The organism is Chryseobacterium sp. W4I1 (assembly GCF_030816115.1).
Lineage (GTDB): Bacteria > Bacteroidota > Bacteroidia > Flavobacteriales > Weeksellaceae > Chryseobacterium.
In genome coordinates, this window is sequence record NZ_JAUSXQ010000001.1 from 817407 (window position 1) to 831981 (window position 14575).

The window sequence follows — 14575 nt, forward strand, 5'->3', positions numbered from 1 at the left end:
AAAAATAATGAAAAAAGTATTAGCAATTGCGTTCATCGGAGGTTTATTAGTGGTAAACTGCTCTAAGAAGCCGGATCATACATTACAGGACAGTAACACTATGCTGCCGGAACCGGATGCTCCAGCGGTAGTAGATTCTACAGCTAAAATCACAGATCCGAATGCTGCCACAACTGCTCCGGCAACAAAAGCTACAGAAGCCGCTAAAACAGATTCTACTGCAGCAAAAAAATAATGAAAAAATTCCTTTTGGCAGGAGTTATGGGATTTTTAATCCTTTCCTGTTCTAAAAAAGAAAATACGGAGGTACCCAGTGTACCCTCTGAAACATCCGCTGTTTCGGAGCCGGTAAAGACTGATCTTTCAGGTGACCAGATCATCGAAACATTAGACTGCTCTGGATGCCATGCCGTGAATGAGAGAATGATAGGACCTTCTTACAAAGAGATTGCAGAAAAATATTCTGAAAAGGATGTTGAAATGCTGGCTTCAAAGATCATAGAAGGCGGAAGCGGAGTTTGGGGAGGTGTTCCGATGGCTGCCCATCCACAAGTGTCTAAAGAAGATGCTAAAAAAATGGTAGGCTATATTTTGAGTCAGAAAAAATAATGATGTCTACCGAAAAATCCAGTCTGCACACAAGAAATCTGCATCGAAATCCTTATGATTTTGATCAGCTAATTTCTTGTGTGCCAGAACTGAAACATTATGTATTTGTGAATGCGTATCAGACGCCGACCATTAATTTCAGCCTTCCAAAAGCGGTTAAGCTACTTAATCAGGCATTACTTTTACATTTTTACCATATAAAAAACTGGGATATTCCTGAAGGCAATCTCTGTCCTCCCATTCCCGGACGTGCCGATTATATCCATTATATTGCCGATCTTTTAACTGAACAAAAAGCTGAGATTCCGACAGGAATTTCCATATATGGTTTAGATATCGGAACAGGTGCTAATCTTGTTTATCCTTTGCTGGCTCACAGATCTTACGGCTGGAAAATGCTGGGAACAGACATTAATCAGGCTTCTCTGGAAAACGCACAGCGTATTTTAGACCATAATCCGGATCTATCCCCCGCTATTCAGCTAAAACAACAACCAGATTCTCATCATATCTTCAAAAATATCATTGGGGCTAAAGACCGTTTTACATTTTCTATGTGTAATCCGCCTTTCCATGATTCTGAAGAATCTGCATTAAAAGGAAACCTCAGAAAAACAAAAAATATCAATAAATCAAAGTCTAAAAAGGCTCTTCTTAATTTTGGAGGACAACAGTCAGAATTGTGGTGCGAAGGCGGCGAACTCGCTTTTATCTCAAAAATGATTGAAGAAAGTGCTCGGTATTCTTCACAGATTCTTTGGTTTACATGTTTAGTATCTAAAAAAGATAATCTATACAAACTAACAGCACTTTTAAAGAAAGTAAAAGCATTAGATTTCAAAACCATCGATATGGCTCAGGGGCAAAAAGTAAGCAGAATGCTGGCCTGGACATTTATTCCTCAAAGTGACAGGAAAGATTGGTGTTAAAATGTCAATCGTTCAATGGTCAATTTTGTTGCACAAGTCAATAGCCCAATGTGAAGTGCAGTAATAAACTCACAGCGAAGCAGATTCACAATTGACAATTCGCAGAGTGCCCAATTCTGGTGAAATTCTTGTCCAAAATTTCCTTGCCAAGCAAATTCAAAATTCATCATTGACAACTCACTAAAAATGCCTAAATTTGTACGCTTTTAGAAAAATAAGAAATGCAATTATCAGAACAAGAAATCATTAGGAGAGAAAAGCTGAATAAGCTTACTGAAATGGGAATTAATGCATTCCCTGCGGAGGAGTATACCATTACAGATACTACAGAATCTATAAAACAGGATTTTTCTGAGAATAAACAGGTGAAGATCGCTGGTAGATTGATGTCCCGCAGAATTCAGGGGAAGGCTTCTTTTGCTGAATTGCAGGACTCTAAGGGTAAGATCCAGGTTTATTTCAATAGAGACGAAATCTGTCCGGGTGAAGATAAAGAGCTTTATAATGAAGTCTATAAGCACCTTTTGGATATCGGTGATATTATCGGTATCGAAGGAACTTTATTCACTACTCAGGTAGGAGAGATGACGATTTTGGTAAAGAACTTTACGCTTCTTACTAAAGCTCTTCGTCCGCTTCCGCAGGCTAAAACTGATGAAAATGGAGTAGTACATGACGGATTTACGGATCCTGAACTGAGATACAGACAGCGTTACGTAGATTTAACGGTTAATCCGCAGGTGAAAGAGATCTTCGTGAAAAGAACAAAGATGTTCAATGCGATGAGAACTTTCTTCAATGATGCCGGATATTTTGAGGTCGAAACACCTATCCTACAGTCGATTCCGGGAGGAGCGGCAGCAAAACCGTTTATTACACACCACAATGCTTTAGACATTCCATTATATTTAAGAATCGCAAACGAATTATATCTGAAAAGACTAATTGTTGGTGGTTTTGATGGTGTTTATGAATTCTCTAAAAACTTCAGAAATGAAGGAATGGACAGAACTCATAACCCTGAATTTACAGCGATGGAGATTTATGTCGCTTATAAAGACTACAACTGGATGATGGATTTCACAGAAAAACTGTTGGAATTCTGTGCCAATCAGGTGAATGGAAGTGCGGAATCTACTTTTGGAGAGCATACGATCAACTGGAAAGCACCTTATCCAAGGGTTTCTATGACAGAAGCAATCCAAAAATATACAGGTTTTGATATCACCGGGAAAACTGAACAGGAACTGTTTGATTTTGCTAAGTCTATCGGAATTGAGGTAAATGAAACGATGGGGAAAGGAAAATTAATTGATGAGATTTTCGGTGAAAAGTGTGAAGGAAACTTCATCCAGCCGACTTTCATTACCGATTATCCTATTGAAATGTCTCCATTGACTAAAAAACATAGAAGCAAGGAAGGATTAACAGAACGTTTTGAATTAATGGTTTGTGGAAAAGAAATCGCTAATGCTTATTCCGAGCTGAATGATCCTATTGACCAAAGAGAGCGTTTTGAATCCCAAATGGCTTTATCAGAAAGAGGAGATGATGAGGCAATGTTCATCGATCAGGATTTCTTAAGAGCATTGGAATATGGTATGCCTCCAACTTCCGGATTAGGAATCGGTATGGACAGACTGATCATGTTCCTTACAAACAACGCATCCATCCAGGAAGTATTATTCTTCCCTCAGATGAGACCTGAAAAAACGGTTCCTCAAATTGAATTGGGCGAAGATGAAAAAGTAATTCTGGAGATCCTTAATTCTCAGGAAGAACCGTTCACATTAGCTGAAGTAAAAGAAAGAAGCCAGTTATCCGGTAAAAAGTGGGATAAGGCTTCTAAAACTTTGACTAAAAATAATCTGGTGAGGGTGGAGAGGATTGATGATCAGTTTTTGATAAAGTTGGTTTAATCACCAAATAAAGAATAAAAAAGCGGACTTTTAAAGTTCGCTTTTTTATTTTTACTAAATTGGGCAAAAATTTAATTATGAAAAAATATTTATTAAGTCTGTTTATTTTATGCGGAATTATAGGTAAATCTCAAGTGTATAAAGATCCTGGATACCTGAGTGGTTTTTATGCAAGTACAACGAATAATCCATTTTTGTTTTGGATTCAAGATGATGGTACAATATATTTGAAGAATTCATCAGGGTATGTTAACAAAGTTAAAAACATTGGTGGACTTGATCCAAATTATGGAAATTTGAATATTGGTCCAATCAAACTCCTTAGAGTTGTTGATAATAAACTTTTAATTAATGATGGTACTTATTTAAAAAGACGTTTTTTAGAAGGAACACTTGATGTTTCATTTGGGAATAATGGAATGATAAATTGGGCATTAGGGCCCTTTGGACAGCAATATATATTTATAAATGAAGATAATAGTTTCTTTATATTAAGAAATAGCAAAATTGAAAAATATACAGCAAATGGAATTCTTGAGTATGATTTTCCCTTAGGTGTTGATATAGCTGCTTTGAACAACATTACTAAATCCAAAAATAATTATTTTTATATTTCCTATTCTTTCAATTCTTTAAGTATGGTTAAAAAATTGGATTCTCAAGGAAACCTAGTCACAAGCTTTGGAAATAATGGAGTTATTATATTACCATATCCTATGCTGTTAGCTGTAAATAATATCGAAGAGCTTAGCTTTACAAGAAAAGACGGTTCTACATATTTTGTTTATAAATATACTGACAATGGTATATTAGATAATAATTTTGGAGTGAGTGGAATTGCTCAGTTTCCTCAGCAATTTGATTATGAGTATTTAGGGGTAAGCAATTTTGATTCTATTGGCAATATTATTGTAATACTTAATCGTATGCGCATTAGTGATTTACATGGAATGGTTCCTAATGGTAATACATTAGTAAGAATTACACCTTCCGGACAATTAGATAATAGTTTTAATAATGGTAGTGCTATGTTTTATGACGGATATAACACAAGTAGGATTGGAGGGTTAAAATTTATTAATGATAACGAATTTTTATGTTCTAATTCATCAAATGGATTAAACATTTCACATGGTTTTATAAAATATAAAAGGACATCCTCCTCTTTATCGGTAGATGAAATTAGTAAAAAGACTAATGATTTATCCTTTGATAATCCATTCAATAATGAAGTGAGGTTTCATCTGAAAGAGAAGATTAAAAGTGTGGAGATCTATGATGAAAGTGGGAGACTGGCTTTAAGTGGAAATACATCAAAGCTTAATACATCTTTATTGGCAAAAGGAATTTATTTTATCAAAATAACAACCGAGTCCAATAAAATAATTTCTAAAAAAGGAATTAAAAATTAAAATAATGGCTAAGCATAGCTGTTTGAATAAAAAACCGGTACAGAATCACGCTGTACCGGTTTCTTTTTTCCATTTCCGCAGCTGAGTCCTGAAATTCTTAAACGGTGCTACGGTATTGATATGTATCCATTTCCAGACGGGCCATTTCGCTGTTGTCGTAGCCCATTTTCTGTGTTCAGGAATAAATAATGTTTCATGATCAAGGGTTTCAATCCATTCTATGATTTCATTGACCTTATTTTTCAGAATCTTTCTTTGTTGGTGAAGGCTTAAAGCTCCGTACTTTTTATAAAAAGATTCATATAATCCGCCTAAATTATTCCATTTATATCCCGGGGCTGGGGTGTGTACCTCGATTCCTTTCTTCTCATCCGACTCCCATTGCAATAGAAGGTTGGTCCAGCCAAGCTGATAGGAAATGTTTTGTGAAGGGCTTTTATCAACTCCCGGTTTCAGAAGGTCTTTTCCGTGTTCTGGAACATCATCAAATTCAGTGTCGTAAAGCAGGTAGTTCTTTTTTATTGCTTCAATCAGTTCGGTTTTATCTTTATATTGGATCATTTTTTATCATTTTCTCTGTCTGCTGAACGAAGCCATCAGATAAAACAAAAACGGAAGAATAAACAAAGAGCCGAGCATTAATGCCCAACCTAAAGCATTAATAGTTTTTGGAGGAGCCATGTGTTCAAGTAATGATAGATGCTGTCCATTTCCAAGCAAAATAATATCAGGATTATGCTGATACGTAGCTGCAACGAGAATCATCACCATCTGAAAGCCTGCCAATGCCCGTACAGGAAGCAATTTCCGCTTATTCATTGCACGGAGAATGAGCAGGAGAGCGACTGTAGCAAAAGAAATCGCCATGATGCCTAACGGTTTTGAAAATACCCACATCACAAGAGGGATGTCAGAGATATAAGCTGTTAAAAACACCAATACACCTGTAATTACTACAAAAACCATAGTTTGTTTAGATTTTTTAATCATCAAAGTAAGGTCTGCCTTATCGCGGGTCTCTCTTAATGAAAAGATAGAAGCCAGATACGCACAAAGTGCTACGGTGAACAGTCCTACAGAAACCCCAAACCAGTTCAGCCAGCTGAAAATATATAAGTCTAAAAATCCTACAGCATCAGGATTGATAGAATGAGAAACAGTAGCAGCTGCAATCAGTCCTAAGAAAAATGGAGTTAAGAGACTGGCATAATAAAATATCTGCGTATATAAAACCTGCATATTATCTTTTACAGCATCATAATGTCTGAATGTAAAGGCTGTTCCCCTTGCAATAATACCCAAAAGCATCAGAACCAAAGGAATGTGAAGATAGGTCGACATCGTTGTATAAATCTCAGGAAATCCTACAAAAAGAATAACGATAGCAATGATCAACCACATATGATTAGCCTCCCAAACGGGCGCAATAGACTCATACATGATTTCTTTCGTCTTATGACGGGCTTTTTTATGAGTGAAAAGCTCTACAATTCCGGCTCCAAAGTCAGCACCGCCCAAAATGATATACAGGCAGATAGAAAGCCAAAGAAAACCTATAACAACGTAGATCATGATTTTTTGTTTTTTTCGTTAAACTGAGCGTCTGTAGGGTCGTAAAGCTTCGGTACCATTTGAATCTGTCTTTTCAAAAGAAAAATGATGATAAGTGATAATGATACGAAAATAGCGGTAAAGAAGTAAAAAGAATACTGTATTCCCGGCATCGGTGTTACTGCATCTGCCGTTCTCATGATTCCATAGATGATCCAGGGTTGTCTTCCTACTTCAGTAACAGTCCATCCTGCCTCCAAAGCAATATATCCAAAAGGGGTAGCGATCAGAAATATTTTTAAAAGCCAGTTTTTACTCAGCCATTTCTTCTTAAAAAAGAATGCATACAAATAAACAGCACCAATACCGATCATGATAACACCAAAGAAAATCATAATCTGGAAAGCATAATGCACAACTGCTACCGGAGGCCATTCATCTCTTGGGAAATCATTTAATCCCTTTACTTCATGATTGAAATCATTGCTCACCAGAAAGCTTAATACTTTTGGAATTTTAACGGCATATTTCACTTCCCCTTTTTCTTCATCAGGAATTCCGCCAATAACGAAAGGAGCTCCTTTTTCAGTTTCAAAATGAGCTTCCATGGCAGCGAGCTTAATAGGCTGCCTTTCTGCAACAGACTTGGCCGCAACATCGCCACTTAAAGGTGCTCCGAACGCTCCGATCAAAGCAAAACCAGCTGCAATTCTAAACGCTTTTGTATGGAATTCTACATTTTTTCTTCTCATTATTAAAAAAGCATGAACTCCTGCCACAGCAAATCCCGTAGCACAGAATGCCGCCACAGTCATATGAAGAGCCTGCGGAAACCAGGCATCGTTGAACATCGCTTTTATAGGGTCTATATTTAAATACTGTCCGTTGATGTAATCAAAACCTGCGGGAGAATTCATCCAGGCATTGGCTGCAACCACTAAAATGCCTGAAGCCAGTCCGCTTAATCCTACCAAAAATCCACAAAACCAGTGAAACCATTTATTGAATTTTTCCCAACCATATAAAAAGAAACCAATCGCAATCGCTTCAATAAAAAATGCAGTTCCTTCAAGAGAAAACGGCATCCCAAAGATCGGTCCGGCGTGTTTCATAAATCCCGGCCATAGAAGTCCAAGTTCAAAAGAAAGCATGGTTCCTGAAACAGCTCCGGTTGCAAAAAGGATGGCAACTCCTTTGCTCCAGGCTTTCGTTAGTCCTTTGTATACCTCATTATTCGTTTTAAGGTATTTCCAATGGGCAAAGGCCATCAGAAAGGGCATTACCATTCCCACACAGGCAAAAATGATATGAAAGCCCAACGACAAAGCCATCTGCGCTCGGGCTGCAATAAAATCATCCATAATAATCAACTTTTGAGTAAATAAATTTAAGCATAAATAACGGATGTATAATATGATTTAATGCAGTTGACGTTTTGGAAATAGGTTATAACTTTAAGCTTTTTTAGATAAAACGACTTCTTATTTTGTATTAAAAACACTTCGTTTTTTTGACATATTTTAACTTTCATACGTCGAAAAAAATCACGATATTTGTAGGTCTTTGCATTTAGCAGAATTTAATAATTTATATGAGTCAAAAACAATATACAGCTAGTAGTATTCAGGCATTGGAAGGTATGGAGCACGTACGTATGCGTCCTTCAATGTACATTGGTGATGTAGGATTAAGAGGTCTTCATCATTTGGTTTATGAAGTAGTAGATAACTCTATTGACGAAGCGTTGGCAGGCTACTGTGATACGATATTCGTTGCTATTAAAGAAGGAAACGGAATCGAAGTAAGCGATAACGGTAGAGGTATTCCTGTTGATTTCCACGAAAAAGAACAAAAGTCAGCTCTTGAGGTGGTTATGACCAAAATTGGGGCAGGAGGTAAATTTGATAAAGATTCTTATAAAGTTTCCGGAGGTCTTCATGGAGTTGGGGTATCTTGTGTGAATGCACTTTCCAACGAAATGATCACTACCGTTTACAGAGACGGAAATGTTTATCAGCAGATTTATTCCAAAGGAAAAGCGCAGACCGGAGTTGAAGAGATAGGAAACAGTGATAAAAGAGGAACTAAGCAGTTTTTCCAGCCTGATGATACTATTTTTTCAGAGCTGGTTTACAACTATGATACTTTGGCAACCCGTTTAAGAGAGCTTTCTTATCTTAATAAAGGAATTACCATTACCCTTACTGACGAAAGAGAAATATTGGAAGATGGTTCTTTCAAATCTGAAATTTTTCATTCCGAAGGAGGTTTAAAGGAGTTTGTAGAATTTATTGACGGAAACAGAGAGTCTATTATGGAGAGCGTAATCTTCATGGAGGCGGAAAAAGATGATATTCCTGTAGAAGTTGCTATGCGTTATAATACGTCATTCAGCGAAAATCTGCACTCTTACGTAAATAACATCAATACCCATGAAGGTGGAACTCACCTGGCAGGTTTCAGACGTGCTTTGACGAGAACGCTGAAGAAGTACGCTGATGATTTGGGTATTCCGCAAAAAGAAAAAGTGGAAATTACCGGTGATGACTTCCGTGAAGGACTGACTGCTGTGATTTCTGTAAAAGTAATGGAACCTCAGTTTGAAGGACAGACCAAAACAAAATTAGGAAACTCTGAAGTTTCAGGTGCTGTAGATAAAATTGTTGGGGAAATGCTTAGCAATTTCTTAGAAGAAAACCCGAATGAAGCGAAAATTATCGTTCAGAAGGTTGTTTTAGCAGCAAAAGCAAGACAGGCAGCTAAGAAAGCCAGGGAAATGGTTCAGAGAAAATCTCCAATGGGAGGTTCCGGACTTCCAGGAAAATTATCCGACTGTTCATCCAAAGATCCGGCTGAATCTGAACTATTCTTAGTAGAGGGAGATTCCGCAGGTGGAACGGCTAAACAAGGTAGAGACAGACATTTTCAGGCTATTTTGCCCTTAAGAGGTAAGATTCTGAATGTTGAAAAGTCTATGCTTCATAAGGTTTACGATAACGAAGAAATAAAAAACATCTATACCGCTCTTGGAGTTTCTGTAGGTACCGAAGAAGACAGTAAAGCCCTGAATATGGCTAAACTGAGATATCATAAAGTAGTGATCATGACCGATGCGGATATTGACGGATCTCACATTTCTACCCTGATCCTTACTTTCTTCTTTAGATTTATGAAAGAGCTTATTGAGAACGGATATATCTATATTGCTCAGCCGCCTTTATATTTGTTGAAGAAAGGAAACAAAAAGGTTTATGCTTATAACGAAAAAGAACGTGAAGAATTCACTTTAGAAATGTCTCCGGACGGAAAGGGTGTTGAGGTACAGCGTTATAAAGGTCTTGGAGAAATGAACCCGGAGCAGCTTTGGGAAACGACTCTAAATCCTGAACACAGAATCTTAAAACAGGTAACAATTGATAATGCAGTTGAGGCTGACAGTATTTTCTCAATGTTGATGGGAGATGAAGTTCCGCCAAGAAGAGAATTTATCGAGAAAAATGCAAAATATGCTAAAATCGATGTCTAACTGTTATTAAAAATATAATGAAAAAAGCTTCTATTTATTAGAAGCTTTTTTTATATTTGGTGAAAACCAATAAAAACAATACTATGTTAACTCTTTTACAAACAGGCCCTTATGAAGGGTCGGATGTGGTCTCTGGTGCGGCCATTGCAGGATTGGGAATCGGTACTATGATCTTCAGTTTGCTTATTTATATATTTTATGGATACTGTATGTATAAAATATTTCAAAAAGCAGGAAGAGAAGATGCGTGGGCAGCTTTTATTCCCATTTATAACATTATCGTTCTGCTTGATATTGTTAAAAAGCCGATCTGGTGGATTATTTTGTTTTTCATTCCATTTGTTAACTTATATGCCTCATGGGTCGTCAATGACAGATTGGCGAAGGCTTTTGGAAAAGAAACTCCGCTATATACTATTCTTCTCTTCTTCTTTGGATTTATATTTATTCCTGTGTTAGCTTTCAGCAGTGATAAATATGACAGTAACAGAATTCCAAATGATCAGTAAATAATAAAAAAATATAGGACTTCAGAAATGGAGTCCTTTTTTTGTATAAGCTCATTTTTAATTTTAGAAATAATTAGACTAGATCATAAAAGTCCTCATTTAGAGACATAATCTGTTCAAATAACTTCTAACACCCAGCAGTAAAAGCTTTTCTTTAATATTATCATTTATATCAAAATAAAAAATTAACATTTATTAAGATTTTACTATTTTTGTCCAATTTTAATAACCATGATGAAAATTCTAATTCTGGGAGCTCTGTCTACAGCCTCAGTATATTTCGCACAGACCTATCCGGCGTCTGCTATTCCTGAAAACTTAAAGAAAAATGCAAACATTGTCATCAGGAAAGACTTTACTACCGTTCAGATCAATAAAATTGATGAAATCAAATACCAGCTTAATACTGTAACCACTGTTTTAAATAAGGATGGTGATTCTAAAGCTCAGATTTACATTCCCTATAAAAAAGGCGACCGTATTTCTGAAGTAAAGGTTACTGTTTATGATGAAGCAGGAAAAAAAGTAAAAAGTTTTTCAAAATCTGATTTTGGAGATTTTGCTAATAACAGTCAGGGCGTATTTTATTCTGACAGCAGGATTTTAGAACTCTCATATACAGCAGCTAATTACCCTTATACGATCGATTTCTCTTATGAGATTACAGATGATAATACTATTTTTATCCATGATTTTGTACCTTTTCTATCTCCTAATACGTCTTTAGAAGAGGCTCAATATAAGATCATTAATAAATCCGGGATCGATCTTAGAACCAAAGTTTATCCTTCCAAATATAATTACGCTTCTGTCATTACAGCAGATAATGGCATTGAAAAGACCTATTCTTACAAAAATGTTCCTGCCATAGAGGATGCTTTAATGTTGCCTCAACCAGTAAAAATCTTACCTAAAGTGAGTTTTGCCCTTACAAAATTCAATCTGGAGGGAAAACAAGGGACCTTAAATAACTGGACAGATTTCGGAACCTGGTATTATAATAATCTGGTAGAACCGGTTTCTGTATCTACTCCTGCCATTAAAGCTGAAGTGGCTGCCCTGAAATTATCAGGCTCCACAGAAGAAAAAGTAAAAAAGCTTTACCAGTATATGCAGTCCAAAACCAGATACATATTTGTAGGACTGGGAATTGGCGGATGGTTGCCTATGCTTCCGGACGAGGTTCAAAAGAAGGGATACGGAGACTGTAAGGGACTTACCAATTATATGAAAACCCTTTTGAACGAAGCGGGTATTCCGTCTCATTACTGTGTGATCAATTCCAGTTCGTCACAAATTTCTTTTGATCCTGATTTTCCATCAATGGGCGGAAATCATGCGATTCTGATGATTCCTACAGAAACCGGAAATATCTGGCTGGAAAATACTTCCCAGCAAACTGCTTTTAATCATTTAGGATACAGTACTACCGACAGAAATGTTCTTGCTGTGACCAAAAAAGGGATTGAACTAATATCTACACCGGAATATACTGCTGAACAGAACAAGGAGAAACAAGCTTTAAAGATCAATCTTAATGAAGATAATAGTATCAATGGTGATATTCATTTTGCTTATACAGGAAGTCAGTACGATAATAATCTGGGCTATACTTATCTCTCTCCAAAAGATAGAATTGAGGCCATGAAAAAAAGATTTGATGTTCTGAATTTCGAGAAAGTTGAGATGAAGGATTTCACAAATGATAAAGACAATGCTGTTATAAAGTTTAATGTTGATTTTAAAGCCAGTAATTATTCTAAAACCACGGGTGTAAATATGATCTTCAGAGCTGTTCCAATCTTTACCAATAATTATTATAAAGCAGAAGAGAACCGGGAACTTCCGTTTGAAATAGGACAGTCTTTCCAGGATGAATATGAAATTGATTTTACAATTCCCAAAAACTATAAAATTGATGAAGTTCCGGAAAATGTAACCATCAACTCTGAGTTCGGAACCTATAAATTGACTCTTGTAAAAAATGGTGAATCACTTAAAGTGACCAGATTCATTAAAATAAATAAAGGCATATTTCCAAAAGAAAAATACAACGATTATGTCAGCTTCAGAAAGAAGACCTTAAATATGGATAACTCTAAAATACTATTAACTAAAATTTAAAAACATAACATGAGAAAACTTATATTAACAGCAGTCTGCACAGGAATTCTGGTTTGTGTAAACGGCCAGAAGCACGAATTTCTGAATCCTCCTAAATTTGATAATGCTGATCTGTCTAAAGAAAGATCGGCACTCGATGAAAATGCACCTGCGGAGATTTTATATAAATCAGTGCATTTTGGAGTAGACACTTCCACTGGAGATCTCCGGAAACAGGTCTTCTACAGGGTAAAGATTTACGATAAAGATAAAGCAGAAGACTGGCTGAATCTTGAAATTCCGTTATATAAAAATTCTCATGGTGATGAAGAGGGCTTAAACAAAATGAAAGCTTTTGTATATAACCTCGAGAATGGGTCTGCTATAACTACAAAAGTAGATAAAAGCTCAAAATATAAGAGTAAGGAAAGCAAGTATACCACGATCACGAAATTTGCTTTTCCCAATGTTAAGAACGGTTCAGTTATAGAATACCAGTATGAGGTTTTGTCTCCGTTTTTATATTCGGTGCCTCAGATCGTTATAGAATCTGATACACCATCATTATATACAGAATATATTCTGGATGCTCCCACCTATATATCTTACAATGTGAATTACACGGGATCTTTAGCCCCAAAATACAGGATGGTAGAAGAAAAAACAATGTTTGGAATGCCATTTAAAACTTACAGATTCGGATATGAAAATCTAAAAGGTTTCAAAACTGAAAAATTTGTAAAAAACGATAGAAATTACCGTACAAAAGTGAGTGCGGAGCTTCATTCAACAAATTTCGGACAACTGAAAATGCATTCCTCTTCCTGGGAAGAAATCAAAGAAAAACTGTATAAAGATGAAGACTTTGGGGTTGAACTGAAAAAAACGAAATTAGCTAAAGAGAATATGCCTGCCTCTGTTTCAGATCTCAAATCAGATACGGAAAAAGCTGATGCTATTTTTAATTATGTGAAAAATACATTTACCTGGAATAAAGACCGTGGAATCTATACAGAGAATGGTATAAAAAAACTTCTAGAAACCAAAACAGGAAATGCTGCTGAAATCAATCTATTTCTTGTCATGATGCTTAGAGAGGCCGGATTAAAAGCGGAACCACTTATTATTTCTACAGTGGATAACGGGGTGATCAACGTAGTTTCTCCAAGTATTGTAGGTGCTAATTTTGTCATTGCAGCAGTTAAATTGAAAGAAGGATTTAATCTCTATGATGCTACCTCAAAACAGTCGTCAAGGGATAATCTGCCTCCGAGAGACTGGAACCAATATGGTATTCTCATAGCTAAAGATAAAGCTGTGATGATGCAGATGGGAAATACAACGTCCAGTTTTAATTACCTCACGACAGAAGCTAAGATCAATGAAGATGGAAGTATTTCCGGGACTTATTCCGATAAAGATACCGGTTCTTATGCCATGTTTGTTAAAGAAAGCTATGATGAAAATGCCGAAAAATATAAAAAACAGTATAAAGAAAATTATTCAATAGATTTCACGGGAATTGATTCCAAAATTCTGGAAAACGGAGATTTTGAAAGCACTATGCAATTTTCATCAGATAACCTGATTGATAAAGTAGGTAAAAAGATGATCATCAATCCAATGCTTTTTTTAAGCAGAAATACCAATGATTTTGATCAGGCCGATGAAAGAAAGTATCCTATCGACTTTATTTCTGCATTTACTAAAGTGAAAAAAGTGACGCTGGAAATACCTGAAGGTTACATTATAGAAGCAATGCCTAAAAGTAAAAAGATCGTTACTCAGGACAAAGAAATTGAGTACAGCTATGTTACAGAGCAAAAAGGTAACAAGCTGGAAATTCTTTCTACCATGAAAATTGCAAGCCCTGATTATCCCAAAGAATATTACCCTGCATTTAAGCAGATTTGGGAAACAGCTTCAAAAAGTGAAAACCAGGTGATAAGTCTGATCAAAAAATCATAGGATAAGTTTCCATAGATATTTATTAAATAAAATATTTTTTTGCAAAACC

The 14575-nt window shown here is 36.1% G+C and carries 12 protein-coding genes; 9 read left to right on the forward strand and 3 right to left on the reverse strand.

All coding sequences use genetic code 11. The features are described from left to right. The first annotated feature begins 7 nt into the window (after positions 1-7). From QF044_RS03800 to QF044_RS03820, 5 genes are all read left to right on the forward strand, one after another. Entirely contained in the window at positions 8-235 is a 228-nt protein-coding gene (locus QF044_RS03800; RefSeq protein WP_307263838.1) for a hypothetical protein, read from the forward strand. Then, a complete protein-coding gene (locus tag QF044_RS03805) occupies positions 235-609 on the forward strand; it encodes a c-type cytochrome (RefSeq protein WP_307263840.1) in 375 nt (124 codons plus the stop codon). Before QF044_RS03800 ends, QF044_RS03805 begins: the two co-directional genes overlap by 1 nt. A 2-nt stretch (positions 610-611) precedes the next feature. Continuing rightward, complete coding sequence (gene rlmF / locus QF044_RS03810; RefSeq protein ID WP_307271929.1) at positions 612-1538, forward strand: 23S rRNA (adenine(1618)-N(6))-methyltransferase RlmF; 927 nt, start codon at positions 612-614, stop codon at positions 1536-1538. Positions 1539-1759: 221 nt separating this feature from the next. Further along, a complete protein-coding gene (lysS, locus tag QF044_RS03815; RefSeq protein WP_307263842.1) occupies positions 1760-3457 on the forward strand; it encodes a lysine--tRNA ligase in 1698 nt (565 codons plus the stop codon). Positions 3458-3534: 77 nt separating this feature from the next. Next, positions 3535-4869: a T9SS type A sorting domain-containing protein gene (locus QF044_RS03820; protein WP_307263844.1), complete on the forward strand. Its 1335-nt coding sequence runs from the start codon at positions 3535-3537 to the stop codon at positions 4867-4869. A 45-nt stretch (positions 4870-4914) separates the two neighbouring features. Here QF044_RS03820 and QF044_RS03825 read toward each other — a convergent pair whose 3' ends face one another. The 3 genes from QF044_RS03825 to QF044_RS03835 are packed head-to-tail and all read right to left on the reverse strand — an operon-like array spanning position 4915 to position 7781. Then, the gene (locus tag QF044_RS03825; RefSeq protein ID WP_307263847.1) at positions 4915-5430 is read right to left on the reverse strand and encodes a ClbS/DfsB family four-helix bundle protein; all 516 of its coding nucleotides are present in this window, start codon (positions 5428-5430) and stop codon (positions 4915-4917) included. Between the two features lie 6 nt (positions 5431-5436). After that, entirely contained in the window at positions 5437-6441 is a 1005-nt protein-coding gene (locus QF044_RS03830) for a cytochrome d ubiquinol oxidase subunit II (RefSeq protein ID WP_307263850.1), read from the reverse strand. Beyond that, a complete protein-coding gene (locus tag QF044_RS03835; protein WP_307263853.1) occupies positions 6438-7781 on the reverse strand; it encodes a cytochrome ubiquinol oxidase subunit I in 1344 nt (447 codons plus the stop codon). The genes QF044_RS03830 and QF044_RS03835 overlap by 4 nt, the downstream gene beginning before the upstream one ends. Before the next feature lie 230 nt (positions 7782-8011). Here QF044_RS03835 and gyrB point away from each other — a divergent pair, with 230 nt between their 5' ends. The 4 genes from gyrB (at position 8012) to QF044_RS03855 (ending at position 14526) form a co-directional block, all read left to right on the forward strand. Continuing rightward, on the forward strand, positions 8012-9946 hold the full coding sequence (gyrB, locus tag QF044_RS03840; RefSeq protein ID WP_307263855.1) for a DNA topoisomerase (ATP-hydrolyzing) subunit B: 1935 nt from the start codon (positions 8012-8014) through the stop codon (positions 9944-9946). An 83-nt stretch (positions 9947-10029) separates the two neighbouring features. Next, positions 10030-10455 (forward strand): DUF5684 domain-containing protein, encoded by a 426-nt coding sequence (locus QF044_RS03845; protein WP_307263857.1) that lies wholly within the window; start codon positions 10030-10032, stop codon positions 10453-10455. A 231-nt stretch (positions 10456-10686) separates the two neighbouring features. Continuing rightward, positions 10687-12579 carry a DUF3857 domain-containing protein gene (locus QF044_RS03850; protein ID WP_307263860.1) on the forward strand — a complete coding sequence of 631 codons (1893 nt, stop codon included), beginning with the start codon at positions 10687-10689 and terminating at the stop codon, positions 12577-12579. Positions 12580-12588: 9 nt separating this feature from the next. Then, a complete protein-coding gene (locus tag QF044_RS03855) occupies positions 12589-14526 on the forward strand; it encodes a transglutaminase-like domain-containing protein (RefSeq protein ID WP_307263862.1) in 1938 nt (645 codons plus the stop codon). The last annotated feature ends 49 nt before the right edge of the window (positions 14527-14575 follow it).